This is a genomic window from Janthinobacterium sp. TPC_1 (assembly GCF_056037845.1).
Genome location: NZ_CP195157.1, coordinates 1,707,598 through 1,732,546, shown reverse-complemented (window position 1 = coordinate 1,732,546; position 24,949 = coordinate 1,707,598). Strand labels below are relative to the sequence as shown.

The following is a 24,949-nucleotide window of genomic DNA, read 5'->3' as shown; positions in this document are numbered from 1 at the left end:
CATCTGCGCAAAGCTTGACCCGGCGGCGCGCCAGATCCCCCCGCAGTTTGTTAAAATATCAAGCGAATTCCTGACCGAAGCGCCGCCCCCCTTGCCCGGGGCGGACGCTGGCGACGCGGCGTTTTTTGGGCCGGCGCCGACGCATTTGCCAAAATTCGGTTAATCTCAGCACAAATTATTTATATGCTGCACAAGAAAGGAAGCTCAAATTGCCCAACCTGTTGACTCGCCGCCTGGCATTGCTGACCGAAGATGCCAACCGCGCGCTGCTGGGCGGCTTGCGCGGCATCGAGCGTGAAACCCTGCGCGTCGACCATGCCGGCCATCTGGCTTCCACGCCCCACCCCGCCGCCCTGGGCTCGGCGCTGACGCACCCTGAAATCACCACCGACTACGCCGAAGCGCTGCTCGAATTCATCACCCCGGCCGAAACCGACATCGCCGTCACGCTCGACAAGCTCGATACCGTGCACCGCCATGCCTACAGCCGCCTCGGCGACGAGTTGCTGTGGAGCCAGTCGATGCCCTGCCAGCTGCCGCCCGAGGAAGATATCGAGATCGCCAACTACGGCACGTCGAACATGGGCATGCTCAAGCACGTCTACCGGCGCGGCCTGGCCTTGCGCTACGGCAAAGCCATGCAATGCATCGCCGGCATCCATTACAACTATTCGCTCGACGAGCAGCTGTGGCAAGTGCTGGCCAGCCATCCGGACACCAGCGCCAGCCCGGCGCACGCAACCGCCACGCCGAAAGACGTGCAGTCGGAAAGCTACCTGGCGACGATCCGCAATTTCCGCCGCTACAGCTGGCTCTTGATGTACCTGTTCGGCGCTTCGCCGGCCCTGTCCGCCGGCTTCCTGCGCGGCCGCGCGCACAAGCTCGACACCTTGTCCGGCGACACCCTGTTCCTGCCGTACGCCACCAGCCTGCGCATGAGCGACCTCGGCTACCAGAACGATGCCCAGTCCGGCCTGCGTCCGCACGAAAACAGCCTCGATGATTACGTCAACGCCCTCACGCACGCCGTCAACGACCCGTATCCGCCGTACGCGGCGCTGGGCACGAAGAAGGATGGCGAGTGGATACAATTGTCCACCAACGTGCTGCAGATCGAAAATGAGTACTATTCGACCATCCGCCCGAAACGCGTGATCCGCACGGGCGAGCGCCCCATCCAGGCCCTGTGCCTGCGCGGCGTGCAATACATCGAAGTGCGCTGCATGGATGTCGACCCGTTCGAACCGGTCGGCATCAGCCTGGAAACGGGCCGCTTCCTCGACGCCTTCCTGCTGTTCTGCGCGCTCGACGACAGCGCGCCTATTTCCGCCGAGCAAAGCGCCTGCTACACGCACAATTTCGCCCGCACCGTCAAGGAAGGCCGCAAGCCGGGCTTGAGCCTGCGCCGCGACGGCGAAGAGATCGGCTTGCAGGCGTGGGGCGAGGAATTGCTGGCGCGTATCGCGCCCGTGGCGGCCTTGCTCGACGCGCGCCAGGGCGGCACGCAGCATGCGGACAGCCTGGCAGCGCAAGCCCGTAAACTGGCCGACCCGGACGCGACGCCATCGGCGAAGGTCTTGGCCGAACTGCGCGCCAACGGCGGCTCGTTTGCCGCCTTCGGTCTGCGCCAGAGCGAACGCCACGCCGCCTGGTTCCGCGCGCATCCGCCCACACCCGGGCAAAGCGCGTATTTCGACCAGCTGGCGGAAAGCTCTCTGGCCGAGCAGCGCGCCATGGAAGCGGCGCCCGCCGGCAGCTTCGACGACTTCGTCGCCGCCTACCGCGCCAGCACCCTGTGCTCGCACACCTGACCTTGCGCAAAACGCCCCGATGCTGACCTTCTATAATGAATTGCACGGCCAGCACCGGGGCCGCTTCGAGATGTTTCGCGGCACCATGGTGCCCTGCTTCGAGACGCCGGAGCGGGCCGACATGGTGGTGGCCGAACTGGGACGGCGCAACCTGGGCCGCATCGTCACGCCGCACGGCGTGCCGCTGACGTCGCTGGAACGCATCCACACGCCGCGCTACCTGCATTTCCTGCGCCACGCCTGGCACGACTGGCTGGCGCTCGACCCGGATAACGCCAACAAGGATGCCTTGCCATCCGTGTGGCCCGTGCGCACCTTGCGCAGCGACATCGAACCGGACGACTTCACGGCCAAGCTGGGCCTGTACTCGATGGACAACGGCACGCCGCTGACGGCTGGCACGTGGACGGCGGCCAAGACGGGCGCCGACTGCGCCGTCAATGCGGCCCATGCGCTGCGCCTGGGCGAGCGGGCCACGTTTGCCCTGACGCGCCCGCCGGGCCATCACGCGGGCAGCGATTTCTTTGGCGGCTACTGTTTTCTGAACAACGCGGCCCTGGCCGCGCAGCATCTGCTCGACGACGGCGCGCGCAAGGTCGCCATCCTCGACATCGATTACCACCACGGCAACGGCACGCAAAGCATCTTTTACGGACGCGACGACGTGCTGTTCGCCTCGATCCACGCCGATCCGCGCAGCGAATACCCGTTTTATCTGGGCCACGCCGACGAGACGGGCAGCGGCGCGGGGCTCGGCTACAACGTCAATCTGCCGCTGCCGGCCGGCAGCACCACGGCCAGCTGGTTCGCCGCGCTGGAGACGGCTTGCCTGCGCATCAAGATGTACGCGCCCGACGCGCTGGTGGTGTCGCTCGGTGTCGACACCTTTGCCGGCGACCCGCTGTCGCACTTCGCCCTGCAAAGCGGCGACTACCTGCGCGTGGGCGAGCGCCTCGCGCATCTGAACCTGCCCACCGCCTTCATCCTCGAAGGGGGCTACGCGGTAAAGGAAATCGGCATCAATGTCGTCAATGTGCTCGAAGGTTTCGAGACGGCGGACTAAGCCGGCCTACATGTTCCGGAACAAGGCCATGAACGGCTGGCTCACGGCCAGGGTTTCCGGCCGCGTTTTGAGGCGCAAGGCGCCGCGGCCCACCTCGTCGCGCGTGACCGAGGCCACCATCTTCATGTTGACGATGGTGGAGCGGTGGATCTGCTTGAAAATGGCCGGGTCGAGCACGTCGAGCAGTTCGCGGATCGGCTTGCGCAGCAGCGCCTCGCCCTCGGCCGTCATGACGGCCGTGTACTTGGTGTCGGATTGAAAATAGGCGATGTCTTCCACCATGATCAAACGCGTATCCTTGCCGCTGCTGGCCGTCAGCCACACCAGCGGCGGCGACTTGGCCGCCGCCGGCAAGACATGGCTCAATTGCTGCAGCAAGCCGGCCAGCGCGCCGTCGCCCGCCCGGGCCTTGCCGGCCCGCGCCTGCAGGCGCTGCAGGGTCGCCTGCAGGCGCTCGCGGGCAATCGGTTTCAATACATAGTCGACGGCGCCGTTATCGAAGGCATCGATCGCGTACTGGTCGTAGGCCGTGACGAACACCACCTGCGTGGCGGGACTCGCTTCCAGCGCGCCGGCCGCCACTTCCAGCCCCGTCAAGCCCGGCATGCGGATGTCGAGGAAGGCGATATCGGGCTTGCGCGTGGCGATGGCCTCGAGCGCCGTGCCGCCGTCGTCGCAGGCGGCGACGATGCGCAGGTCCGGCCACAGTTCACCGAGCATCGCCACCAGCGCGTCGCGCAGCAGGGTTTCGTCTTCGGCGATGACGCACGTCATTTCAGGCGGATGCATACGACACTCCTTGCGCCGTGCTGTCCGGCACCGTGAGGGTGGCCGTCACGCCATCGGGGAAATTGGCGACGATGGCAAACGCGGCGGCATTGCCATAGATCAGGCGCAGGCGTTCGCGCACATTGCGCAGGCCGATGCCCGTGCCGGCGCCGTCGTCGCTGAAACCCTTGCCGTCATCGGCCACCGTGACGATCACCGTGCCATTGCCGCTGCGCGCCATGATCCAGATGGTGCCGCCGCCGCTTTTCGGCTCCAGGCCATGCTTGATGGCGTTTTCCACCAGCGTTTGCAGCATCATCGGCGGCAGTTCCACCTGGCGCAGGTATTGCGGTACCTCAATCTGCAGGTTCAGGCGCCCGCCCATGCGGATTTTCAGGATGTCGAGGTAGGCGCGCGCCCGTTCCAGCTCCGTGCCCAGGGTCGACATGGCTTGCTCCGTGCGCGGCAGCGAGTGGCGCAAATACAGGATCAGGTTGCCCAGCATCTCGTCGGCGCGCACGGGGTCGCTGCGCGTGAGCAGCTGGGCGCTGGCCAGGGTGTTGTACAGGAAGTGCGGCTCCACCTGCGCGTGCAACAGGCTCAGCTTGGCCACCGTGAGTTCTTTTTCCGTCACCGTCTGGCGCGCTTCGGCCTGCTCGCCGCGGCGGCGCTGCGCCACCCGGCGGGTGATCGCCCGCGTCACCGCTTCCGCGTTTTCCAGGTTGCTGCCATGGTCGACGAGGAACCAGTCGGTCCAGGCATTGCGCGCCGGCTCGCAGATCAGGGTTACGCTGCCCGCTTCGCCATTCGGCGTGACGGTGGCGAGGATCTGGTTCGGCCGCGGCTCGAGGAAACCCAGCACGCGCATGCGGGGCAAGCCCGTGTCCGTGTACGGCGCCGCGCGGCGCACGCGGGCTTGCACCTGCAGGCTGTCGCGCGCGCTTTCGACCACTTCGCTGCCGGGCAATTCGCGGATGGCCGCGTCGATCATGTCGAATGCCTCGCCCGCCTCGAACGGGATCTCGATCTGGCGCCGCTGGCGGCTCGACAGGGTAGCCGCATTGACGTCGCCAGCGATCAGGCGCACCCGGCGCACATGCGAAAAGGCATTCGTGATGACGGCGCTGGCCAGCAGGGCGCCGACGATGACAAAAAAGCCTTCCGTGTGCCCGAAGATATAGCGCAGGAAGTTTTCGACCAGGAGGGCGGTGGCGATGATGTAGGTGAGCATCGTCGCCAAGGTGAGACGGAGAATAAAAAAGAGGCTGGTCATGATTTTTTCCCTGGGGTGTGAAGTGGAGCCAAGCATAACCATCGGCCCCGGCGGCGATGGCCATTATGCGATGGAAGGCCAATACTGGACAAAGGCAAGAAAATAAAGCTTAAATAGGCGCCGCCACGAAATAAAATCGCTTGCAATTAAATAGTGCGCGATATATATTGAGCACATGGACGCCGGAATTGCTTCTTCAGACGGACATCCTGGGGCTGCGGCCCACGAAACAAGTAGCACACTATTTAGTCGTTAACTATTTAATCAACACAAGGAAAACCATCATGTCGATCAAACAAGTCCTGTACCGCGCGCAAGCCACCGCCACCGGAGGCCGCGAAGGCCGTGCCGTCTCGTCCGACAATGTGCTGGACGTCAAGCTGACCACGCCGAAGGAACTGGGCGGAAATGGCGCCGTGGGCACCAACCCGGAACAACTGTTCGCCGCCGGCTACTCGGCCTGCTTCATCGGCGCCATGAAATTCGTCGGCGGCCGCGACAAGATCGCCGTGCCGGCGGACCTGTCGATCGAAGGCAATGTCGGCATCGGCGCCATTGACACGGGCTTCGGCATCGAAGTGGAATTGAAGATTTCGCTGCCGGGCATGGAACGCGCCGCCGCCGAAGCGCTGGTCGCCGCCGCCCACATCGTCTGCCCGTACTCGAACGCCACGCGCGGCAACATCGACGTCACCCTGACGATCGTGTAATAGCAGCAACACGTTGCGCCTCCCCGGCCGCGCCCCCCAGGCGCAGCCGGGGATTTTTGCTTCAGCGCAACGCCTGCAGCAGCTTGTCTGCCAGCGCGGGCGCCGAGGCGGGATTCTGTCCCGTGATCAATTCGCGGTCGACCACCACGTTGCTGGTCCACGGCGCCTGGTTCTGCACATATTGCGCACCGGCCGCCTGCAAGCCCGACTGCGGATAAAACTTCATCAATCCGCCCTTCAAGGCGCCCTGCGCCGCCGCCTCTTCCTCATTGCTGATCACCGTCATGCGGTAGCCGCTGTAGATCCAGTCCGCCGGCTTGGCCGGTGTCCGGCCCGCTTCCAGCGCGGCCGCAAATGCCTGCGCCTGCGGCAGGGCCGACAGCAGGGCGATGGGGCCATGGCACAGCAGCGCCGTCGGTTTGTTGTCCGCGTGGAACTGGCGCAGCAAGGCGCCCAGGCTGGCATCCTTCAGCAGATCCTGCATGGGCGCGTGGCCGCCCGGCACCAGCACGGCCGCGTAATGGCCATAACCGATCTGTTCCACCCGCTTCAGGCTGATCACGGGCGAGCGGCCCGGCACCGTCAGCGCGAGCTGGTCGAGCAAGGCCTTGTGCGCCGCGTGGGCCGCCGCGTCGCCGCCAAAATAGGCGTCCGTATCCGAGCTGGCGTCCAGGGTCGGCGCCTGGCCCTGTGGCGTGGCGAACGTCACCGTGTGGCCCGCGTCGAGCAGCTTTTTCACGGGCTGCATCAATTCATTCAGATAAAAGCCCGTCGAAAACACCTTGCCGTCGCGCAAATCGAGGTGATTCGCGTCCGACAGCACGACGAGAACCTCGGCCGCCTGGGCGCCGGAAAAGGCAGCCAGCAACAGACTGCTGATGAGTAATTTTTTCATGGTGTGGCCTTTCTGTGGAGAGGTCACCAGCATATTCCGAATCAAAATACGGAAAAATGATGAATAATGCAGATCACTGATGCGTAAATAGACTGAATAGAAGCGACGAATGGAGCGAAATGGATAAATTGCAGGCGATGCAGCTGTTTCGCCGCGTGGCCGAGCTGGGCAGCTTTCGCCGCGCGGCCGATGAACTGGACTTGTCGGCCTCGTACGTGAGCCGGCGCATCGGCCAGCTGGAGCAGGAACTGGGCGGGCGCCTGATGACGCGCACCACGCGCCAGCTGGCCCTGACGGAAACGGGCGCCGCCTACCTCGAGCACTGCCGCAAGCTGCTCGACGAGCTGGCGCAGGCCGAGGACATGGTGGCCCACTCCACGGCACACGTGACGGGCCGCCTGCGCATCAATGCGCCGCTGACGCTGGGCGTGGGCGAGCTGGCCGAGGGCCTGGCCGATTTCATGGCCGACTGGCCCGCGCTGCGGCTGGACGTCGACCTGAAGGATGAATACGTCGACCTGGCGGCGGCCAACTACGACCTGGGCTTTCGCGTCACCACGGCGCTCACCGATTCAAGCTACGTGGCGCGCCACATCCACGACTACCGCCTGCACATCTGCTGCGCGCCCGCCTACCTGGAGCGCCATGGCCCGTTGGCCGAACCCACGGACCTGACGCGCCAGCGCTGCTTCATCTACAGCCACGCCCTGTTCGGCAACCGCTGGCCGCTGCGCCATGCGGGGCCGCACAGCGACATCGAGGTGCCGAACTGGGTGCGCACGAACAACACGCTGTTCATGCGCAGCCTGATCCTGCGCGGCCTGGGCATCGGCATCCTGCCCACCTTCGTCTGCCGCGAAGAGCTGGCCAGCGGCGCCCTGGTCGAGCTGTTCCCGGAAATCGAGCGCCCCAGCCTGGCGCTGTTCGCCATCTACCCGTCGCGCCAGCTGGTGGCGCCCCGCGTGACGCGCTGCATCGAGCACCTGAAGCAGTGGTATGCGCAGCGCTATCCCACGCCGGCGCCGTGAAGCCGGTAAAATCACGGCCACTCTCAATCAAGGATGCCCCATGATCAGCTGGCAATGGAACACGTTCGACGAACTCGGCCCCCACGATTTGTACCAGGTGCTGGCCTTGCGCCAGCGCGTCTTTGTTCTGGAACAACAGTGCCTGTATCCGGACCTCGATGGCCATGACCAGCAGGCGATGCACTTGCTGGGCTGGCAGACGGCCGATGGCCAGCGCCGGCTGGCCGCCTACCTGCGCGTGCTGGCGCCGGGCGCCAAGTATGTGGAAATGTCGCTGGGCCGCGTGCTGACGGCGCCCGAAGCGCGCAGCAGCGGCGCCGGCAAGCGGCTGCTGGAGGAAGGCATCGCGCGCGCGGAACGCCGGCACCCTGGCCACGCCATCCGCATCGGCGCGCAGCAGTACCTGGAGCGCTTCTACCAGTCGTTCGGCTTTGTCACCGTCAGCGCACCGTACGACGAAGACGGCATCCAGCACGTCGACATGCTGCGCGCGGAGAAACCGGCATGACAACGGCGCTGATTTCCTGGAGCGGCGGCAAGGATTCCTGCCTGGCCCTGTGGCGCGCGCGCAACGCCGGCCTGGACGTGCCGCTGTTGATCACGGCCATGGATGAAGATGGCCGCAAATCGCGCTCGCACGGCGTGCCGCCGGAATTGCTCGAAGCCCAGGCAGCCAGCCTGGGCGCGCGCCTGCAGCGCTATCACGCCAGCTGGGCCAGTTATGAAGAGAAATTCATCGCCATGCTGCGCGCGGCGAAGGACGAGGGTATCCACCACGCCATCTTCGGCGACATCGACCTGCAGCCGCACCGCGATTGGGAAGAAAAAGTCTGCGCCAGCGCCGGCCTGACGGCGCACCTGCCCCTGTGGGGCGAAGCGCGGCGCGCGCTGGTCGATGAATTTCTCGCCGCCGGCTTCAAGGCCATCGTCGTCTGCATCAATGGCCAGCACCTGCCACGCGAATTTTGCGGGCGCGAGTTCGACGCCGCCTTCCTCGCCGACTTGCCGCCCGGCGTCGATGCCTGCGGCGAAAACGGCGAATTCCACACCTTCGTCTACGACGGCCCCGCCTTCAGCGCCCCGGTGGCGCTGCGCCGCACGCAAGTGCTGCAATATGACGCGCCGGCCAACCTGGGCGGCGCCACGTATTACTTCCAGGAGCTGGCGCCCGCTTAAACCGGCCAGCAAAGCAAAAAGGGCGATTCCGTGGAATCGCCCTTTTCATGTGCCCTGCGCGTGCTTACTTTTTATCCACTTTTCGCAGCGTGATGTCGAACACCAGGCCGGCGTAAGGCGGGATCACCACCGCACCCGTCGCGTCACGGGTGCCGCTCACGCCATAACCCAGCTCATACGGAATGAGCAGGCGGCGCGTGCCACCCACCTGCATGCCGACCAGGCCACGGTCCCAGCCCAGGATATTTTTGCCGATACCCTGGACAAACGTATAACCGTTGAGAGAAGGGGACGCGTCGAATTGCGCGCCTTTGCCGTCCGGCTTGCTCGCGTCGTACAGCCAGCCCGTGTAGAGCACCGTCAAGGTATCGCCCGCCGCGGCGACCGTGCCGGTGCCTTTCACCAGGTCAGGAAAGAGGAACTCTTTCACTTGCGTGTTCGGGTCTAGCACGACCGGCTTCTCCGTGTTGGCGGCGGCACCGCAAGCGGTCAGGGCGACGGCGCAAGCGAGGGTGGCGATCAATTGAAATACCGATTTCATGGTTTCCCTTTAAATATTGGTGTGTGACTAAGGCCCGTACGGTGCGGACCGGTACGGGCTGGAGTTTAACAGGAGTCATGTGCCCCATTTGTAAGCAGACGTAAGCACGGTGGCGGTTGTGTGCCAATACAACATTGGCACAACAACCACATTGCCTAGATTTCCACCTGCGTGCCCAGTTCGATCACCCGGTTGCTCGGAATCTGGTAGTAGTCGGCCGCCGTGCGCGCGTTGCGCGACATGGTGACGAACAGGTGTTCGCGCCACGGCATCATGCCGGCGCCCGGCGTCGAAATGATGGTCTGGCGCGCAATGAAGAACGACGTTTCCATCATCTCGAAATCGAGTCCCTGCTCGGCGCACTGCGCCAGCGCAGCCGGAATGTCCGGTTCATCCTTGAAGCCGTAATGCACGTTGACCTGGTAGCACTGGTGACCCAGCTCCACCACGCGCACGCGCTCCGATGGCGCCACCCACGGCTCTTCATGCATGAAGACGGTGAGGAAGATCACGCGCTCGTGCAGAACCTTGTTATGCAGCAAGTTATGCAGCAGCGCATGCGGCACGCCATCCGTTTCGCCACGCAGGAAGATGGCCGTGCCGGGGACGCGCAGCGGCGGCGCGATGAACAGCGACGAAAGGAAATCGTTGAGCGGAATCGCATGCTTTTCCAGGTTCTGGAACACCAGCTGGCGGCCCCGTTTCCAGGTCAGCATGACGATGAACAAGATCGATCGAACCCAGCAGCAGCGGGAACCAGCCGCCGTGGAACAGTTTCAAGGCGGTCGCCGACACCAGGTTGATGTCGATGATCAGGAAAAAGCCCGTGGCGGCCCAGCACAGGGCCAGGTTCATCTTCCAGCGGTAGCGGATGACGAAGAACGTCAGGATGGTGGTCGACAGCATGGTGGCCGTGACCGCAATGCCATAGGCGGCGGCCAGGTTTTCCGAGGAGCCGAAGCCGACGACGGCCAGCAGCACCACGGCCAGCTGCAGCCAGTTCACGGCGGGGATGTAAATCTGCCCGATTTCGCTTTCCGACGTGTGGCGCACGCGCATGCGCGGCAGGAAACCCAGCGCGATCGCTTGCTTGGTCATCGAGAAGGTGCCGGAAATGGTGGCCTGCGAGGCGATCACGGTAGCCATGGTCGACAAAATCACCAGCGGATACACGCTCCACGCGCCCAGCTGCTGGTAAAACGGATTCGAGACGGCTTCGGGATGGGCCAGCAGCAAGCCGCCCTGGCCCAGATAGTTCAGCGCCAGCGCGGGGAAGGCGATCAGGAACCAGGCCAGGCGGATCGGTTTCTTACCGAAATGGCCCATGTCGGCGTACAGCGCCTCGGCACCCGTCAGCGCCAGCACCACGGCGCCCAAGGCGACGAAGGCGACGAAGCCGTTATTCATCAGGAAGGTCGCCGCGTGCAGGGGATTGAGTGCGGCCAGGACGGCGGGCGACTTGATGATGTTGACCACGCCCATGCCGGCCAGCGCGGCAAACCACAGCACCATGACGGGGGCAAAATAGCGGCCGATGCCGGCCGTGCCATGCGACTGCACGGAATACAGGCCCACCAGCACGGCGATGGTCAGCGGCACCACGTAGGGACTGAAGGCGGGCGTGGCCACTTCCAGGCCTTCGATCGCCGACAGCACGGAAATGGCCGGCGTGATCACGCTGTCGCCATAGAACAGGGTGGCGCCGAAGACGCCGATCACCATCAGCGGAAAATGCCAGCGCGACAGGCGGCTGACGGACGACAGCACCAGCGCCATCAGGGCCATGATGCCGCCCTCGCCGCGGTTGTCGGCGCGCAGCACCAGGGTCACGTACTTGAGCGAGACGATCAGCGTCAGGCCCCAGAAAATCAGCGAGACGATGCCCAGCAGGTTCTCGGGCGAGAGCGCCAGGCCGTGGGCCGGGTCGAAGACCGTCTTCAGGGTGTACAGCGGGCTGGTGCCGATATCGCCGTAAACGATGCCGACGGCCGCCAGCGTCAAGCCGGCCAGGCCGCTTTTTTTATGTTCCGACGTCAAGATTGCACCCGTTTTTGTTTTGTTGCATCGCACAATATGATAGGTATTAGCAAATAGCAAGAGTATTTTTGCATGGTTACGGGCTGCCCCAAAGTCGTGGTTTTGTGCCGCTCCGCCTTGCTGCGCGGGCTTGCGGCCATTGATTTGTTGCCATTCTACGCCTCGCCAGCGGCGCCGGGCAGCCCCCGGTGTTTTCAGACATAATGACAGACTGTCTACTCTCCAGCGAAGCCCATCATGAATCCAGGCATGCTCTACGCCTCCCTCGCCTTCCTGTGCTGGGGCCTGTTTCCCCTGTATTTCCATGCCATCGGCGAGATAGCGCCGCAGGAAATCCTGGCGCACCGCATGGTCTGGTCGCTGTTGTTCCTGGGCATCGTGCTGACCGTGCGCCGCCAGTGGAGCTGGCTGGGCGCCTTGCGCGGCCAGCCGAAAGTGGTGGCCAGCTTCGTCGCCAGTGCGTTCTTGCTATCCGCCAACTGGTTCATCTATATCTGGGCTGTCAACAACGGCCACGTGGTCGACGCCAGCCTCGGCTACTTTATTACGCCCCTGATCAATGTCATGCTGGGCTTCTTGCTGCTGCACGAGCGCCTGCGCCGCCTGCAGTGGCTGGCCATCGGCCTGGCCGCCTGCGGCGTGGCCTGGCTCACTTGGCAGGCGGGGCAGGTGCCGTGGATCGCCCTGCTGCTGGCGGCCACCTTCGGCGGCTATGGCTTGCTGCGCAAGACGGCCGCGCTCGGGGCGCTGGAAGGCTTGTCGTTCGAAACCCTGATTCTGTTTCCCCTGGCACTGGCCTATATGCTGTGGCTGGGCTGGCATGGCCAGAGCGGCTTCGTCAATACGGATTCCACCGCCACGCGCGCGCTGCTGCTGGCGTCCGGCCCCATCACGGCCATCCCCCTGCTGCTGTTCGCCGCCGGCGCGCGCCGCCTGCCGCTGGCCGTGCTGGGGCTGTTGCAATACATCGCCCCCACGGGCCAGTTGCTGATTGGCGTATGGGTCTTCCACGAATCGTTCACGCCCGAGCGCATGCTGGGCTTCCTCGTCATCTGGACGGCGCTGGCCCTGTACGCGGCCGAAGGGCTGTGGACGGCCCGCCGCGCGCGCAGCGCCGCCTAGACACCCAGGGGGCCGTTTCCGCAGCGCACAGCGCTGGCCGGAAGCGGGCGTTTACCGTATCCTGTCCGTCTTTGTATATCACCCGAGATTTCTAATGGCAAATTACGTCTACACCATGAATCGCGTGGGCAAAATCGTCCCGCCCAAGCGCCAGATTCTGAAAGATATTTCCCTCTCCTTCTTCCCAGGCGCGAAGATCGGCGTGCTGGGCCTGAACGGCTCCGGCAAATCGACCCTGCTGAAAATCATGGCCGGCATCGACACCGACATCCAGGGCGAAGCCGTGCCGATGCCGGGCCTGAACATCGGCTACCTGCCGCAGGAACCACAGCTGGACCCGGCAAAAACCGTGCGCCAGGAAGTCGAGTCGGGCCTGGGCGAAGTGTTTGAAGCGCAAGCCAAGCTGGAAGCCGTGTACGCCGCGTATGCCGAGGAAGACGCCGATTTCGACGCCCTGGCCACGGAACAGGCGCGCCTGGAAGCGATCATCTCGACCTCCGACGGCGGCAATCTGAATTTGCAGCTGGAAATGGCCGCCGACGCGCTGCGCCTGCCGCCTTGGGACGCCACCATCGGCGTGCTGTCCGGCGGTGAAAAGCGCCGCGTCGCACTGTGCAAGCTGTTGCTGTCCAAGCCCGACATGCTGCTGCTCGACGAACCGACCAACCATCTGGATGCGGAATCGGTCGACTGGCTGGAACAATTCCTGCTGCGCTTCCCCGGCACCGTGGTGGCCATCACCCATGACCGCTACTTCCTCGACAATGCGGCTGAGTGGATCCTGGAGCTGGACCGCGGCCACGGCATCCCATGGAAGGGTAACTACTCGACCTGGCTGGACCAGAAGCAAGCCCGCCTGAAGCAGGAAGAAGCGACGGAATCGGCGCGCCAGAAGGCGCTGCAGAAGGAACTGGAATGGTCGCGCCAGAATCCGAAAGCGCGCCAGGCCAAGTCGAAAGCCCGTCTGGCCCGCTTCAACGAGCTGTCCGAGCACGAATACCAGAAGCGCAACGAAACGCAGGAAATCTTCATTCCCGTGGCCGAGCGCCTGGGCAATGAAGTCATCGAGTTCAAGAACGTGTCGAAGGCGTTCGGCGACCGCCTGCTGATCGATAACCTGAGCTTTACGGTACCGCCAGGCGCCATCGTCGGCATCATCGGCCCCAACGGCGCCGGTAAATCGACCCTGTTCAAGATGATCACCGGCAAGGAAACACCGGACAGCGGCGAAGTGGCCATCGGCCAGACGGCGCGCGTGTCCATCGTCGACCAGAACCGCGATAGTCTCGCTGACAACAAATCCGTGTTCGAGGATGTGTCCGGCGGCGCCGACATGCTGACGGTCGGCCGCTTCGAAATGCCGTCGCGCGCCTACCTGGGCCGCTTCAACTTCAAGGGTTCGGACCAGCAAAAGCAAGTGGGCAACCTGTCCGGCGGTGAACGGGGACGTCTGCACCTGGCAAAAACACTGTTGATGGGCGGCAACGTCCTGCTGCTCGATGAACCGTCGAACGATCTGGACGTGGAAACCTTGCGCGCGCTGGAAGACGCCCTGCTGGAATTTGCCGGCAGCGTCATGGTCATCTCGCATGATCGCTGGTTCCTCGACCGTATCGCCACGCACATCCTGGCCTTCGAAGGCAATTCGCAGGTCACCTTCTTTGACGGCAACTATCAGGAATATGAAGCCGACAAGAAGAAGCGCCTGGGTGAAGAAGGCGCGAAACCGAAGCGTATCCGCTACAAGCCTTTGACCACGTAATTTCGGTCCGGCAACGCAAAAAGGCAGTTACCTCGCGGTAACTGCCTTTTTTTTCAGCAAACTTCCAGTAAATTAGAAGTTGTAGCGTGCGCCCAGTGCCAAACCGGTTGCCTTGCGGCCCTGGTCGGCGCTCTTGCCGAAGTGTTCCACTTCCGCCGTCAGCGAGACTTTCTCGTTGATCGCGTACTGGGCACCGACGGAAGCGTACACGCCCGTCTTGTCGTTGCCGCTGATGCCAGTCGACAGGCCCGTGCCGCTCAAGCTGTTCTTGACCTTGGCCACGCCGAGCTTGCCGAACACGCCGACCTTGTCGCTCACGGGCATGGTGGCCTTGCCGGCCAGGTAGTAGCCGTGCGAATCGCTTTTCACGGAACCGTTGCCGGCGCCGGTGACATAGCTGTAATCCTTGCTGCCGAAATCAGCGTAGCCGCCCTCGACCGCCCAGGTTTTGTCGAAATCGTAACCGGCGAAGATCTTGGCGCCCGCCTTGTAGCCGCTGTGATTATCGGCGCTGGTGGCGCCAGGAATATCGAAGTTGTAGCGGTTGCCCGTGACGCCGGCACCCACATAGGCGCCTTCGGCGTGCGCGGCGCTCATGCCGGTGAATGCGGTAGCAGTAGCGATCATTGCAAACAGGATTTTCTTCTTCATCATGTTCTCTCTCTCAATTAGTGAATGGTGCCTGGATTCGCAGTTCAGCGAAGTGCGATGACTACACAATAACAGGCGAAAAAAGCTACGTCTTTCTCCATTCCGTAAGAACTGTGACAAGATGTAATCGGACATTGCAAACTGACAATAACCGTAAAATGCGCACCGTTGAGCGAACTTAAGATAGACTTAAGGACATTAGCGATTTTCAGTCAAGAGGAGAGGTGCATGCACAAACGCCAGTTTCTCGCCGCCGCCATGGCCGCCACTACCCTGCCGGCCATCGCCCGGGTGGCGCCCGCCGGCCTGCGCGGCCCGGCCCTGCTGACCGTCACGGGCAGCATCGATAAACCGAACCGGGGTCCGTTCGACGCCGTGCGCGACCAGATGATGCACAAGCAAAAAATCAGCTTTGAGCGCGCGCGGGCCTTCGATTTTGCGGCGCTGGCGAACTTGCCGGCGCGCACCATCCACCCCACCCTGGAATACGACGGCAAGGCACACGCCCTGCGCGGGCCGCTGCTGGTCGATGTCTTGAAGGCGGCGGGTGCGCCCGAGGAAGATGCCGTGCGGCTGCTGCTGCGCGCCGTGGACGGCTATGCGGCGGCGCTGACCATGGCGCAGGCGCGCGCACAGCGTTTTATCGTCGCCACCCACCTGGACGGTCAGCCGATGGCGCTGGGCGGCCTGGGGCCGCTCTGGGCCATCCACGATGCCGACCGCATCGCCGCCGTGGCGGCCCTGCCCCTGGCCGAACGGTTCGCCAGCTGCCCGTGGGCGCTGTATCACATCGGCGTGGAGGCGGGTTGAAGCAAATTATGCGTAGGCTTCCGCCATCGACATGACGCGTGGGGCGATAGCAATGCCATGCTCCTCGAACAGCGCCGTGATGGCCGCCAGATTGTGCGTGCACTCCTCGGTTTTCCAGCCCTTGAAGATATCCGTGCCATCCTTCTGGAAATGCAGGTCCAGCACTTTGCCCATATCCTTGTGCAGGTAGGGCGAACTATAGGTGTTCTCGAAGCCGAGCGCCTTCAATTGCCCCAGCAAGGCCAGCGGCGGATGGTCGGGATCGGTGGCGAGAAAAATGCCGAAGGTCTTGCCCGGTGGTTTGGCGGCGATGTCGACCTCGTAGATGCCGGGGGCCTTGCTGACGGACGTACTCTTAAAAATAACATGCAACACTCCCTGCGCGGAATGTCCCGCGCCTGAAACGGGCGGCAAGACAGGGGCGGTGCGCAATGATTCCCCTCGTCAAATCTTATTGCTAATTTGCATCTTTGTCGACAAATCGGCACTTTTATTTGGTAAGTCGTGGTTATCTTGTCGCGTTCGACAGCGTAAATTATCAAGAAAACCAGTTATCATTGCGCCAATATCCGCCCTGTTGCATACTTTTGGCTTGCCTCACGATGGCTATCCCGCCTGCCACTGCCTCGTCTCCATGCGTCTTCTGTCGATCAAGTACCGCCTGCTCATCCTCCTGACCCTGATCCTGGGGGCGGGCTTCATGGCCACCAGCCTGGCCAGCTACCTGGCCTCGCGCCAAGCCATCGAACACGGCATCGCCGACCAGACCTTGCCGCTGACGGGCGACAACATTTACTCGGAAATCCAGAAAGACATGCTGCGCCCCGTCTTCATCTCGTCGCTGATGGCGCATGACACCTTCGTGCGCGACTGGATACTCGCCGGCGAAAACAAGCCGGAACAGATCGTGCGCTACCTGGCCGAGGTCAAGAAGAAATACGGCGCCATCACCAGCTTTCTCGTCTCGGACAAGAGCAGCAAATATTACTATGCGGAAGGCACCCTGAAATCCGTCAGCCCGGAGGCAACGCGCGACATCTGGTACTACCGCGTGCGCGCCATGGAGCAGACCGACTATGAAACGAATGTCGACGTCGACATGGCCAACCGCGACAGCATGACCATCTTCATCAACCACCGCGTCTACGACTACGACGGCCAGTTCATCGGCGCTACCGGCATCGGCCTGACCCTGGCCACCATGAGCCACATCATCGACCGCTACCAGGCGCGCTTCCACCGCAACATTTATTTTGTCGACGCTGCCGGCACCCTGGTCTTGACGGGCAAGAGCATGCGCAACGGGCACGGCAATATCCGCAGCCTGCCCGGCGTAAACGCCATTGCCGGGCAGATCATCAACCACCAGAGCACACCGACGCACCTGTCCTACCAGCTGGGACGCGCGCAAATCCTCGTCAACTCGCGTTTCATTCCGGAACTGGGCTGGTATCTGGTGGTCGAGCAGAATGTCAGCGACGAGGTGCAGTCGCTGCAGCGCGTCTTCATCTTCAACCTGGCCATCAGCTTCGGCGTCACCCTGCTGGTACTCGTGCTGACCCTGCTGACGGTGAACCGCTACCAGCGCCGCATCGAGCGTATCGCCTCGACGGATGCGCTGACGGGCTTGCTGAATCGCCAATCGCTGGAGTTGCTGTTCCAGCGCGCGATGTTATTGTCCAAGCGCAATGCGCAACCCATGTCGGCCATCCTCTTCGACATCGATTTCTTCAAGCGCGTCAACGATACCCACGGCCATCTGTGGGGCGACAAGGTCATCCGCGGCGTGGCGGACGTGGCGCGCGCCACCGTGCGCGAAAGCGATGTCATCACGCGCTGGGGCGGCGAGGAATACCTGGTGCTGCTGAATAACTGCAGCCTGGCGCAGGCCGTCGAGGTGGCGGAAAGCCTGCGCGCCGCCGTCGAACGCCACGATTTCGGCCTGCCCGAGCCGCAACTGCCCGTGACGATCAGCCTGGGCGTGGCCGAGTACCGGCCAGAGGAAAGCGAGTCGGCCTTCTTCTCGCGCGCCGACAGCGCCCTGTACCAGGCCAAGGAGCGGGGCCGCAACCGCCTGCACGCCGCCTAAAGCGCGGACTTGCGCCTGGCCAGGTCCTGCGTGGGCGCGACCAGCGCCCGGTACAGCTCGCCCGTGGCCGCATCCCAGGCTTGCACGGCCTGCTGCTGGCGTTGCACGGTGGCCGAATCGCCGCGCGCAATGGGGCCGGACAGCGCGGGCGCGGCGCCCAGGCGGAATACATTGGCCACCGCTTCCGTCACCAGCGGCTGCGCCAGTTCGCGCGCCACCGGTTCGGGGATGCCTGCCGCCTGGTAGGCGCGCAGGGCCGCATCGAGCACCGTCACCAGGTAATTGCTGGCAAAGACGGCGGCGGCGTGATACAGGGTCTTGGCGGCCGGATCGATGGGCACGGGACGCGCGCCGATGGCATTCAAGGCCGGCGTCAGGAAGGCCAGCGCCAGCGGGTCGCCTTCCACGCCGCAAAACGTGCCGTCGAAGGTGGCCGCCACCTGCCGCGGGTCGGCGAAGCTGCGGATCGGGTGGGCGCTGGCGACAAAAGCACCGGCCTGCGTGGCCGCCAGCAGCACGCTGGACGCCAGCGCGCCGCTGCAGTGGAACACGATGGCGCCCGCCTGGCGTCCCTCGGCCACCAGCGCCGCGCAGGCCGGGCCGATCTGGTCGTCCGACACGGCCAGCAGGGTGACGTCGGCGTGCCGCAAGGCCGCATAGCTGTCGACGGGGGTGCCGGCGCCCATAAAGTCCACGGCCGCCTGCGCCGACGCCATCGAGCGCGTCAGCACGTCCTGCACAGCGATGCCGTCCACGCCGGCGAACAAGCGGCCCAGCACCTTGCCCACGTGGCCGGCGCCGATGATATTCAATGTCATGTTCATGATGATTGTCTAAAAACTCGATCCCGGCTGGCGCAGGAATTCCACTTCTTCCGGAGTGGAAGCGCGGCCGAGGATGGCGTTGCGGTGCGGGAAGCGGCCGAAGCGGGCAATCACTTCCTGGTGGCGCCCGGCGTAGTCGAGCATGCTGTCAAAACCGGGCTGCGCCTGCGACAGGCGCTGGAACAGCTCGACGGCGCGCGCCTGCATGGCCAGGTCTTCCGCATGCTCGAACGGTAAATACACGAAGGCGCGCAGCATCGGCGGCAGCTGCTGGTCGAGTCCCTGCTGCGTCATGGCGACGGTCAGCGCCAGCGCCCAGGCGTCGCCGGCAAAGGCGCGCGGCGTGCCGCGGTACACATTGCGCGTGAACTGATCGAGCACGATGAGGCGCGCCAGCGCGCCGTGCGGCGTCGCATCCCATTCACCCAAGGCACCGGCTATGGCGGCATCGATCAGCGCGCCGAAACGCGCGCGTATCAGCGCATCGAAACCGTCATCCTTGCGGAACCATTCCATGCGCGCCTGGCCGTGGCCGGGGTGGTCCGGCGGCAGGAACCAGAAATCGAGTACTTTTTGAGCCTGGGCGTCCATGTCCATCCTTTTCAGTTGCGTGCATGCGACAGCTGGAAGCCGGCGATGCCATCGAAGGCGGCCAGTTCGGCCGACATGGCCGACAGACTGGCACCCGTGTTCTTGCCATGTGCGATGGCGACAAAGCGCCATTCCTGCATGCCGTCGCTGCTGCCGATGGTCAGCGAGCCGCCGGCGATGTCGTAGCCGCGCTTGGCCGCCATGCGCCGCAGTGCATCTTCGCGCGGAATGAACCCTTGCTTGAAGCGCATGGTGATGGCCACCGCATGGCGCGACGGCAGCCAGTTCTCCAATTTTGACAGGAAAATCATCGCCATCGCGCACAGGAAGGCCAGACCCATGGCGGACAGATAAAAGCCGATGCCCACCATGATGCCGATCACGGACGAGGCCCAGATCGAGGCGGCCGTCGTCAGGCCGCTGATATTGAAGCCCTCGCGCATGATGACGCCAGCGCCCAGGAAACCCACGCCCGTGACGATGCCCTGGATGACGCGCGTGGGATCACTGCCGACGATGGCGCCATGGCCGCCGTACCAGAATTCGGGATAGCCGCCCAGCACGGTCAACGCGGCCGAGGCCATGCAAACCAGGCTGTAGGTGCGCATGCCGGCCGCGCGCCCGTGATACGAGCGTTCATAACCCACCAGCAAGCCCAGCAGCAATGCGCCCAGCAGGTTCAGCAGGATCACGCCATTCGTCGCCAGCTCGGCCGGCGACCAGTAGGCGCGCAGGAAGTCGATGGTCGGCATTTAATCCTGGGGCTTTTTCGTCAGCTGCTTTTCAAACGCCACGTCGAGCTTGCTGACGCGGCGCGCCTTTTGCGGCCCCAGGCCATTCACGAAGGCGACAAAGGCGTCCAGTTCCAGCGGCGGGCACAAGGGCGGCAAGCCCGGGCCTTCCGTGAGGAAGAACAGTTCATCGCCCGTGCGCGCCATCGTGTACAGACGGTTGCCGGTGCGTTCCTTGAGCCGCTCGATGGCGGAGGTGGCGCGGGTCGAGCGCATCAGATGGCTCCCGTGCGCTGTTCCAGCCACGCCAGCGCAGGCGCATCGGCCGGCGCGGCCAGGTGCGGCGCCAGGCGCGCGCGCACGGTGGCGTGGTAGTCATTGAGCCAGGCCGCTTCGTCGTCGCGCAACAGCGAACGTTCCACGCAGCGCGTATCGATCGGGCACAGGGTCAAGGTTTCGAAGCGCAGGAATTCGCCGAACTGCGTCGTCCCCGCCGGTACATTCAGCACCAGGTTCTCGATGCGGATGCCCCACTCGCCGGGCCGGTAGATGCCCGGTTCGATGGAGGTGATCATGCCGATCTCCATGGCCGTCTGCGGCTCCGGCATGGCGGACTGCGAAATCGATTGCGGCCCTTCATGGACGTTCAGGAAAAAGCCCACGCCATGGCCCGTGCCGTGGCCGAAATCGATGCCTTCGGCCCACAGGGGCGCGCGCGCAATCGAGTCCAGCATGGGCGACTTCACGCCGCGCGGGAACTGCGCGCGCGACAGGGCGATCATGCTGCGCAAGACCAGGGTGAAATCGCGCCGGTGTTCTGCCGTGATCGTGCCGACGGGGACCACGCGCGTGATGTCCGTGGTGCCACCCAGGTACTGGCCGCCCGAATCGATCAGCAGCAGGCCGTCGCCGTCGATGGTGGCGGCCGAATCCGCATGGGCGTGGTAATGCATGATGGCGCCATGCGCATTGAAGCCGGCGATGGTGCCGAAACTGGGGCTGACAAAACCGGCGCGGCGGGCGCGCGCGGCCGTCAGGTGCTCGTCGACGCCGATTTCCGTCAACGGCGCGCGCTGCGGGTCGGCCAGGGTGCGATCCAACCAGCTGAAAAATTCGCACAGGGCGGCGCCATCCTGCTCCATGGCGGCGCGCACGTGCGCCGCTTCGCTGTCCGTCTTGCGCGACTTGGCCAGGGTGGTCGGGTTGATGGACTCGACCACGCGCACGCCGCCGGGTACGGCCTGGCGCGTACCGAACGTGACGCGGCGCGGGTCCAGCAGCAGGCTGGCGCCGGCCGGCAAGGCGGCCAGCGCGGTGCCGGCACGGTCATACGCGGCCACGTCCACACCTTCGCTCTCCAGCGTGGCGCGCAGGGCGGCGGGCAGCTTGCCGTCGGCGACGAACAGGGTGGCGCGCTCGGGGCCCACCAGCGCATGCGCGAGGAAGACGGGGTTGTAATTGACGTCGGCGCCGCGCAGATTGAACAAATACGCGATATCGTCGAGGGTGGAAATGACGTGGTGGCTGGCGCCGTGCGCCGCCATGCCGGCGCGCAGGGCCGCCAGTTTCTCACTGCGCGACAGGGCCGGATACGCGGCCGCATGCTCGTACACCGGCGCGGCAGGCATGGCCGGACGATCCGGCCAGACGGCTTGCAGCACATCGGTATCCGTGCGCAGGGTCACTTGCGCGCCCAGCGCCTGCTGCAGCAGGCGCGCATTGGCCAGGCCCAGCACGGCGCCATCGACGGCCACCGTCTGCCCCGGCTGCATGGTCTCGCCCAGCCAGTCGATATACAGCACGCTGGCGCCGGACGGGATTTTCTTCAGGACGATGCCGCTGCCGGCCAGCTCCGTTTCTGCCTGCTCCCAGTAGCGGCCATCGGTCCACACGCCGGCAAAATCCTGCGTCACGACCAGGGTGCCGACCGACCCCGTAAAGCCCGACAGCCACTCGCGGCCCTGCCAGCGGGCCGGCAGGTATTCGGACAAATGCGGGTCGGCCGAGGGCACGATCAGGGCATCGATGTGCTGCGCGCGCATGGCGTCGCGCAGCTGCGATAAACGGGAAGCGGGAGTGGATTGGTCTGGTGTCTGCATGGGAGCGAAAATGGAGCGGTGCCGGGAAGCGTCTATGATACCGCGATTAGCGGCCGGACTGCACTCGGTGCAGCGCCAGCAGCGCCCCGACGGCGGCGGCGATTTTTTCCAGCAGCGCCTCATCGTAGGGCAACCACGGCACGGCGCCCAGCTTGTTCCCCTGCGCTACCACCTCGATCAGCACCCCGGCACCATCTTTCGTGATCCTGCCGGTGCTCAAGTGGATCGCATGCCCGCCCACCGTCAGGTGGCGCGCATCGAGCGCCATGCGGCCGTCCTCGATCTGGTCCGCGAATACCTGTTCCAGCACGGCGCGCCGCATGCCCGCCATCGGCCCCGGTGCCAGATTGGCCAGGTAAAACAGGCGCTGTTCGCGCTCCACGCTTTGCTCCTCCTCCACCAGCGCCAGCGCGCTGGCGCTGACCAGCAGGTCCACCGCGCGGCACGCTTCCGAATACGCCACCGGCGCCATCGGCATCATCTGCGCGGGCGCCAGCCCGTTTGACGTGCAGGCGCCGCCCGCCCCCGGATACACGTGCCCCTCAAGGCGCAGCAATACGCGCCAGGCGCCGAACTGGCGCGACAAGCCTTCATCGTAGTCCAGGCGCCAGCCTTCGCGGCGCGCCAGTCCCAGCAAGGTGCGCAGCGACAGCTGGTAGCCGGCAAATGCGGCACTGCCGTCGCCGGGCGGTGCATATATTTCGCGATAAACCTGGCGCAGCGGCTGGCGCAGGCGCCGCTGCGCGACCAGCGCTTGCCAGGCGGCGCGCTCCTCCCCGCTGCCATGCAAGGGGTGCCACAGGCCGATCTCGCCTTGCGCAGGCAAATCCACCGGCTGCCCCTGCGCATCGATGGCGCCTTTCCCGTCGAGCATAAAGGCCAGCCCATCGCCCGTGCGCCAGACCAGCGCACGCGCCACCGCGTCGATATCGGCATCCTCGCGCAGGCCACGCCATTGGTCCAGGCCAAACCACACCTCGCTGGCGTAGCCCGCTTCCAGGCGTCGCGCCAGCATGGCCTGGCTGGCCGCTTGCCCATGGGGCCCGGCATGCCGATCCTCCAGGCGATATCGGGCCGTTCGGCCAGCGCCCGTTCGGCCGGTTTCAGATTGCGTTCCAGTTTCTTGCGGATGCCCGCATGGCGTACCTGAGCCAGCGCCTCGCGCAGGGCCAGCAGGCTTTCGGGCGTGGGGATGGTTTCCACCGCATGGCCCAGCGCCATCGCCAGCGACTGCGACGGCGCGCTCTTGGCCGCGCCGGGCGCCACGCATGCCAAAGGCAGCAAGACGGCGATCACGGGCCTGAACCAGGCATCATCGCGATAGGACGCCACCCGCGCGGCACGCGCCAGCACGGGCGAGTCTGCCGTGGCAAAGGCGGCATCGGCCGCATACGGCACGCTGCCGTCATGGATGGCGGCGATATGGCGCGCCGCCTGTTCCAGTATCGTGCGCGCAAACGCGACATACGCCGCATCATCGGCCAGCACTTCGGCAGGATCCGCCTCGCCGATACTGTCGCGGCTCCAATGGCCGCTGTAGCGCGAGCCGGCCAGCGCCAGCAGGGATGCTCGCGCCAGTTGCGGCAGTACGGTGAGTTCCTGCAAGGTCAATGGCATCGGGTAGCGCGCATGGCGCTCCTCCATCATCTGCCCGAACTGGGCCGGGGCGTCGCCGCCGGCCAGCTGCGCCAGCAGCCAGGCGGCAAAATGCTGTTCGCCCCAGTGCTTCGGTTCATCCAGGATGCGCAGCGCCAGCTGCGCGCTGCCTTCCGGTGGCGCGCCGCGCAGACAATCCAGGCAGCCGATTGCGTAGTCCCAGTCGTGCACGCGGGCCGCATCCAGCGCGTCGAGGAACATGTCACCTGCCAGCGCCGGTGCCAGCTTCACGCTGCTCGCTTGTGCCAATAGCGCCATCGCCAGTTCGCGCCGCGCGGGATCGTCATGGCCAAAGCCCGCCGCGCGGTGCAGCGCACCCCAGATGGCGCCCAGCTCCTCGGGTGTCCAGTCGCTGAAATCGACCGGCGGCCCCGTGAAACGCGCATGCTCGACAAAGCCGCCATCGAGGCGGGCGCGCAGCGCCGCGGCGCGAGTGGATTCAGATGGCATCATCGGCCTCGTAGCGGCGCAAGCCTTCCAGGTCCAGCACGCGGATGCCGCCGTAATCGAGGCGCAATAAACCCTTTTTTTCCAGCACCTGCAAGGCCTGGTTGGCGCGCTGGCGCGAGGAGCCCGACAGCAGGCCGATTTCCTCCTGCGACAGTTGCACCAGGGTTTCCACGCCCGGATACAAGTGCGAGTTGAACATCGACGCCAGGCAGCGCGCCACGCGCGTGTTCAGGTCCAGCAAGCGTTCGTTTTCCACCATGCCGATGAACTGGCCCAGGCGTTCGTTCAGCTGCATCAGCAAAAAGCGCGTGAATGGCAAACTCGTTTCCAGCAGCCAGTGGAAGGTGGCGCCGGGCAGGCGCGCCACGCGCGTGTCGCGCAGGGCCATGGTGTCGTATTTGCGGATTTCATTCTTCAGCAATGAACCTTCGCCGAACCAGCTGCCGGGCGGCACGCCGATGAAGGTCATGGCCTTGCCGGAGGCGGAAAAATTATTCATTTTCACCATGCCGCTGATGACGCCGATCCAGTTGTCCACCGGTTCGCCCTTGCGGCAGACAAAACCGCCTTTCGGCACGAAAGTCTCGAACACGTCCGCCTCGACCCTGGCCAGTTGAACGGGGTCGAGCAGCTGCGCCCAGTTGGCCGCGCGCACGGCATCCTTGAGGCTGATATCAGGGTTGATCATTGTGCGATGCACCATCGAAAAGTGGGTAAATGTCCCCGAAAAGACAACTCGGCAAACTAACGCAAGCTACTATCATTGCACAAACGCCTTACACATAAAAACACAGAGCGCCATCCAACGAGGTGGGGCCTGAGACAAGCAACAGGGAGACACTGGTGCAAACGAATACCACAG

25 protein-coding genes and 2 pseudogenes are annotated in these 24,949 nt (G+C 64.5%); 12 read left to right on the top strand and 15 right to left on the bottom strand.

Going from position 1 to position 24,949, the window contains the following annotated elements; genetic code table 11:
* Positions 1 to 209: 209 nt before the first annotated feature.
* Both gshA and ACQVLG_RS08405 read left to right on the top strand, forming a co-directional pair.
* Positions 210 to 1,811, top strand: coding sequence for a glutamate--cysteine ligase (gene gshA / locus ACQVLG_RS08410; RefSeq protein ID WP_474293926.1), 1,602 nt, complete (start codon positions 210 to 212; stop codon positions 1,809 to 1,811).
* A 19-nt stretch (positions 1,812 to 1,830) separates the two neighbouring features.
* Entirely contained in the window at positions 1,831 to 2,874 is a 1,044-nt protein-coding gene (locus tag ACQVLG_RS08405) for a histone deacetylase family protein (protein WP_474293924.1), read from the top strand.
* 6 nt (positions 2,875 to 2,880) lie between these two features.
* On the opposite strand, the gene ACQVLG_RS08400 is transcribed toward ACQVLG_RS08405, so the two are convergent.
* Complete coding sequence (locus tag ACQVLG_RS08400; protein WP_230540173.1) at positions 2,881 to 3,663, bottom strand: LytR/AlgR family response regulator transcription factor; 783 nt, start codon at positions 3,661 to 3,663, stop codon at positions 2,881 to 2,883.
* Positions 3,650 to 4,915: a histidine kinase gene (locus tag ACQVLG_RS08395; protein WP_474293922.1), complete on the bottom strand. Its 1,266-nt coding sequence runs from the start codon at positions 4,913 to 4,915 to the stop codon at positions 3,650 to 3,652. The genes ACQVLG_RS08400 and ACQVLG_RS08395 overlap by 14 nt, the downstream gene beginning before the upstream one ends.
* A 284-nt stretch (positions 4,916 to 5,199) precedes the next feature.
* Here ACQVLG_RS08395 and ACQVLG_RS08390 point away from each other — a divergent pair, with 284 nt between their 5' ends.
* Positions 5,200 to 5,625 (top strand): organic hydroperoxide resistance protein, encoded by a 426-nt coding sequence (locus tag ACQVLG_RS08390; protein ID WP_099377761.1) that lies wholly within the window; start codon positions 5,200 to 5,202, stop codon positions 5,623 to 5,625.
* A gap of 61 nt (positions 5,626 to 5,686) precedes the next feature.
* Here ACQVLG_RS08390 and ACQVLG_RS08385 read toward each other — a convergent pair whose 3' ends face one another.
* Positions 5,687 to 6,520, bottom strand: coding sequence for a type 1 glutamine amidotransferase domain-containing protein (locus tag ACQVLG_RS08385; protein ID WP_474293920.1), 834 nt, complete (start codon positions 6,518 to 6,520; stop codon positions 5,687 to 5,689).
* A gap of 119 nt (positions 6,521 to 6,639) precedes the next feature.
* Here ACQVLG_RS08385 and ACQVLG_RS08380 point away from each other — a divergent pair, with 119 nt between their 5' ends.
* The 3 genes from ACQVLG_RS08380 to ACQVLG_RS08370 are packed head-to-tail and all read left to right on the top strand — an operon-like array spanning position 6,640 to position 8,724.
* On the top strand, positions 6,640 to 7,548 hold the full coding sequence (locus ACQVLG_RS08380; RefSeq protein WP_474293918.1) for a LysR family transcriptional regulator: 909 nt from the start codon (positions 6,640 to 6,642) through the stop codon (positions 7,546 to 7,548).
* Positions 7,549 to 7,588: 40 nt separating this feature from the next.
* Positions 7,589 to 8,056, top strand: a complete 468-nt coding sequence (locus ACQVLG_RS08375) for a GNAT family N-acetyltransferase (RefSeq protein ID WP_474293916.1) — start codon at positions 7,589 to 7,591, stop codon at positions 8,054 to 8,056.
* On the top strand, positions 8,053 to 8,724 hold the full coding sequence (locus tag ACQVLG_RS08370; protein ID WP_474293914.1) for a Dph6-related ATP pyrophosphatase: 672 nt from the start codon (positions 8,053 to 8,055) through the stop codon (positions 8,722 to 8,724). Before ACQVLG_RS08375 ends, ACQVLG_RS08370 begins: the two co-directional genes overlap by 4 nt.
* 64 nt (positions 8,725 to 8,788) lie before the next feature.
* Here ACQVLG_RS08370 and ACQVLG_RS08365 read toward each other — a convergent pair whose 3' ends face one another.
* Together ACQVLG_RS08365 and ACQVLG_RS08360 are read right to left on the bottom strand one after the other, a co-directional pair.
* A complete protein-coding gene (locus ACQVLG_RS08365; protein WP_230540167.1) occupies positions 8,789 to 9,265 on the bottom strand; it encodes an FKBP-type peptidyl-prolyl cis-trans isomerase in 477 nt (158 codons plus the stop codon).
* 155 nt (positions 9,266 to 9,420) lie between these two features.
* Positions 9,421 to 11,302 (bottom strand): annotated as a pseudogene (locus tag ACQVLG_RS08360) (potassium transporter Kup).
* A gap of 237 nt (positions 11,303 to 11,539) precedes the next feature.
* On the opposite strand from ACQVLG_RS08360, the gene rarD reads away from it, so the two are divergent.
* Together rarD and ettA are read left to right on the top strand one after the other, a co-directional pair.
* Positions 11,540 to 12,424 carry an EamA family transporter RarD gene (gene rarD, locus ACQVLG_RS08355; RefSeq protein ID WP_474293912.1) on the top strand — a complete coding sequence of 295 codons (885 nt, stop codon included), beginning with the start codon at positions 11,540 to 11,542 and terminating at the stop codon, positions 12,422 to 12,424.
* Positions 12,425 to 12,518: 94 nt separating this feature from the next.
* Complete coding sequence (ettA, locus tag ACQVLG_RS08350; RefSeq protein ID WP_034752850.1) at positions 12,519 to 14,186, top strand: energy-dependent translational throttle protein EttA; 1,668 nt, start codon at positions 12,519 to 12,521, stop codon at positions 14,184 to 14,186.
* 72 nt (positions 14,187 to 14,258) lie between these two features.
* On the opposite strand, the gene ACQVLG_RS08345 is transcribed toward ettA, so the two are convergent.
* Positions 14,259 to 14,840: a porin family protein gene (locus ACQVLG_RS08345; protein WP_230540164.1), complete on the bottom strand. Its 582-nt coding sequence runs from the start codon at positions 14,838 to 14,840 to the stop codon at positions 14,259 to 14,261.
* A gap of 225 nt (positions 14,841 to 15,065) precedes the next feature.
* On the opposite strand from ACQVLG_RS08345, the gene ACQVLG_RS08340 reads away from it, so the two are divergent.
* Positions 15,066 to 15,647, top strand: a complete 582-nt coding sequence (locus ACQVLG_RS08340) for a putative pterin-binding protein (protein ID WP_474293909.1) — start codon at positions 15,066 to 15,068, stop codon at positions 15,645 to 15,647.
* Positions 15,648 to 15,653: 6 nt separating this feature from the next.
* On the opposite strand, the gene ACQVLG_RS08335 is transcribed toward ACQVLG_RS08340, so the two are convergent.
* Positions 15,654 to 16,019 (bottom strand): hypothetical protein, encoded by a 366-nt coding sequence (locus ACQVLG_RS08335; RefSeq protein ID WP_474293907.1) that lies wholly within the window; start codon positions 16,017 to 16,019, stop codon positions 15,654 to 15,656.
* Positions 16,020 to 16,281: 262 nt separating this feature from the next.
* Between ACQVLG_RS08335 and ACQVLG_RS08330 the strand changes: the two genes are divergently transcribed.
* Complete coding sequence (locus tag ACQVLG_RS08330; protein ID WP_474293905.1) at positions 16,282 to 17,736, top strand: sensor domain-containing diguanylate cyclase; 1,455 nt, start codon at positions 16,282 to 16,284, stop codon at positions 17,734 to 17,736.
* On the opposite strand, the gene ACQVLG_RS08325 is transcribed toward ACQVLG_RS08330, so the two are convergent.
* The 7 genes and pseudogenes from ACQVLG_RS08325 to ACQVLG_RS08295 all read right to left on the bottom strand — a co-directional run.
* Positions 17,733 to 18,560: a Rossmann-like and DUF2520 domain-containing protein gene (locus ACQVLG_RS08325; protein ID WP_474293903.1), complete on the bottom strand. Its 828-nt coding sequence runs from the start codon at positions 18,558 to 18,560 to the stop codon at positions 17,733 to 17,735. The genes ACQVLG_RS08330 and ACQVLG_RS08325 overlap by 4 nt on opposite strands.
* 9 nt (positions 18,561 to 18,569) lie before the next feature.
* Positions 18,570 to 19,157 (bottom strand): DUF924 family protein, encoded by a 588-nt coding sequence (locus ACQVLG_RS08320; RefSeq protein ID WP_474293901.1) that lies wholly within the window; start codon positions 19,155 to 19,157, stop codon positions 18,570 to 18,572.
* Positions 19,158 to 19,162: 5 nt separating this feature from the next.
* The gene (locus ACQVLG_RS08315; RefSeq protein ID WP_230540158.1) at positions 19,163 to 19,903 is read right to left on the bottom strand and encodes an MgtC/SapB family protein; all 741 of its coding nucleotides are present in this window, start codon (positions 19,901 to 19,903) and stop codon (positions 19,163 to 19,165) included.
* Positions 19,904 to 20,158 carry a hypothetical protein gene (locus ACQVLG_RS08310; RefSeq protein WP_046681889.1) on the bottom strand — a complete coding sequence of 85 codons (255 nt, stop codon included), beginning with the start codon at positions 20,156 to 20,158 and terminating at the stop codon, positions 19,904 to 19,906.
* A complete protein-coding gene (locus ACQVLG_RS08305; protein ID WP_474293898.1) occupies positions 20,158 to 21,981 on the bottom strand; it encodes an aminopeptidase P family protein in 1,824 nt (607 codons plus the stop codon). Before ACQVLG_RS08305 ends, ACQVLG_RS08310 begins: the two co-directional genes overlap by 1 nt.
* A gap of 46 nt (positions 21,982 to 22,027) precedes the next feature.
* Entirely contained in the window at positions 22,028 to 22,459 is a 432-nt protein-coding gene (locus ACQVLG_RS08300; RefSeq protein ID WP_474295925.1) for a hypothetical protein, read from the bottom strand.
* 189 nt (positions 22,460 to 22,648) lie between these two features.
* A pseudogene (locus tag ACQVLG_RS08295) lies at positions 22,649 to 22,996 on the bottom strand (DUF4132 domain-containing protein); the annotation flags it as partial.
* A gap of 177 nt (positions 22,997 to 23,173) precedes the next feature.
* On the opposite strand from ACQVLG_RS08295, the gene ACQVLG_RS08290 reads away from it, so the two are divergent.
* Both ACQVLG_RS08290 and ACQVLG_RS08285 read left to right on the top strand, forming a co-directional pair.
* Positions 23,174 to 23,305: a hypothetical protein gene (locus ACQVLG_RS08290; protein ID WP_474293896.1), complete on the top strand. Its 132-nt coding sequence runs from the start codon at positions 23,174 to 23,176 to the stop codon at positions 23,303 to 23,305.
* Positions 23,306 to 23,388: 83 nt separating this feature from the next.
* Entirely contained in the window at positions 23,389 to 23,889 is a 501-nt protein-coding gene (locus tag ACQVLG_RS08285) for a hypothetical protein (RefSeq protein ID WP_474293894.1), read from the top strand.
* A 187-nt stretch (positions 23,890 to 24,076) separates the two neighbouring features.
* Here ACQVLG_RS08285 and ACQVLG_RS08280 read toward each other — a convergent pair whose 3' ends face one another.
* Positions 24,077 to 24,775, bottom strand: a complete 699-nt coding sequence (locus ACQVLG_RS08280) for a Crp/Fnr family transcriptional regulator (protein ID WP_077398453.1) — start codon at positions 24,773 to 24,775, stop codon at positions 24,077 to 24,079.
* Positions 24,776 to 24,949 lie beyond the last annotated feature (174 nt).

What these genes read in the sequence shown, in the direction of transcription:
- ACQVLG_RS08405 (WP_474293924.1), top strand. Translation starts at nt 1,831, where the DNA reads ATGCTGACCTTCTATAATGAATTGCACGGCCAGCACCGGGGCCGCTTC.
- ACQVLG_RS08400 (WP_230540173.1), bottom strand. Translation starts at nt 3,663, where the DNA reads ATGCATCCGCCTGAAATGACGTGCGTCATCGCCGAAGACGAAACCCTG.
- ACQVLG_RS08395 (WP_474293922.1), bottom strand. Translation starts at nt 4,915, where the DNA reads ATGACCAGCCTCTTTTTTATTCTCCGTCTCACCTTGGCGACGATGCTC.
- ACQVLG_RS08390 (WP_099377761.1), top strand. Translation starts at nt 5,200, where the DNA reads ATGTCGATCAAACAAGTCCTGTACCGCGCGCAAGCCACCGCCACCGGA.
- ACQVLG_RS08385 (WP_474293920.1), bottom strand. Translation starts at nt 6,520, where the DNA reads ATGAAAAAATTACTCATCAGCAGTCTGTTGCTGGCTGCCTTTTCCGGC.
- ACQVLG_RS08380 (WP_474293918.1), top strand. Translation starts at nt 6,640, where the DNA reads ATGGATAAATTGCAGGCGATGCAGCTGTTTCGCCGCGTGGCCGAGCTG.
- ACQVLG_RS08375 (WP_474293916.1), top strand. Translation starts at nt 7,589, where the DNA reads ATGATCAGCTGGCAATGGAACACGTTCGACGAACTCGGCCCCCACGAT.
- ACQVLG_RS08370 (WP_474293914.1), top strand. Translation starts at nt 8,053, where the DNA reads ATGACAACGGCGCTGATTTCCTGGAGCGGCGGCAAGGATTCCTGCCTG.
- ACQVLG_RS08365 (WP_230540167.1), bottom strand. Translation starts at nt 9,265, where the DNA reads ATGAAATCGGTATTTCAATTGATCGCCACCCTCGCTTGCGCCGTCGCC.
- rarD (WP_474293912.1), top strand. Translation starts at nt 11,540, where the DNA reads ATGAATCCAGGCATGCTCTACGCCTCCCTCGCCTTCCTGTGCTGGGGC.
- ettA (WP_034752850.1), top strand. Translation starts at nt 12,519, where the DNA reads ATGGCAAATTACGTCTACACCATGAATCGCGTGGGCAAAATCGTCCCG.
- ACQVLG_RS08345 (WP_230540164.1), bottom strand. Translation starts at nt 14,840, where the DNA reads ATGATGAAGAAGAAAATCCTGTTTGCAATGATCGCTACTGCTACCGCA.
- ACQVLG_RS08340 (WP_474293909.1), top strand. Translation starts at nt 15,066, where the DNA reads ATGCACAAACGCCAGTTTCTCGCCGCCGCCATGGCCGCCACTACCCTG.
- ACQVLG_RS08330 (WP_474293905.1), top strand. Translation starts at nt 16,282, where the DNA reads ATGCGTCTTCTGTCGATCAAGTACCGCCTGCTCATCCTCCTGACCCTG.
- ACQVLG_RS08325 (WP_474293903.1), bottom strand. Translation starts at nt 18,560, where the DNA reads ATGAACATGACATTGAATATCATCGGCGCCGGCCACGTGGGCAAGGTG.
- ACQVLG_RS08320 (WP_474293901.1), bottom strand. Translation starts at nt 19,157, where the DNA reads ATGGACATGGACGCCCAGGCTCAAAAAGTACTCGATTTCTGGTTCCTG.
- ACQVLG_RS08315 (WP_230540158.1), bottom strand. Translation starts at nt 19,903, where the DNA reads ATGCCGACCATCGACTTCCTGCGCGCCTACTGGTCGCCGGCCGAGCTG.
- ACQVLG_RS08310 (WP_046681889.1), bottom strand. Translation starts at nt 20,158, where the DNA reads ATGCGCTCGACCCGCGCCACCTCCGCCATCGAGCGGCTCAAGGAACGC.
- ACQVLG_RS08305 (WP_474293898.1), bottom strand. Translation starts at nt 21,981, where the DNA reads ATGCAGACACCAGACCAATCCACTCCCGCTTCCCGTTTATCGCAGCTG.
- ACQVLG_RS08300 (WP_474295925.1), bottom strand. Translation starts at nt 22,459, where the DNA reads ATGCCGATGGCGCCGGTGGCGTATTCGGAAGCGTGCCGCGCGGTGGAC.
- ACQVLG_RS08290 (WP_474293896.1), top strand. Translation starts at nt 23,174, where the DNA reads ATGGTTTCCACCGCATGGCCCAGCGCCATCGCCAGCGACTGCGACGGC.
- ACQVLG_RS08285 (WP_474293894.1), top strand. Translation starts at nt 23,389, where the DNA reads ATGGATGGCGGCGATATGGCGCGCCGCCTGTTCCAGTATCGTGCGCGC.
- ACQVLG_RS08280 (WP_077398453.1), bottom strand. Translation starts at nt 24,775, where the DNA reads ATGATCAACCCTGATATCAGCCTCAAGGATGCCGTGCGCGCGGCCAAC.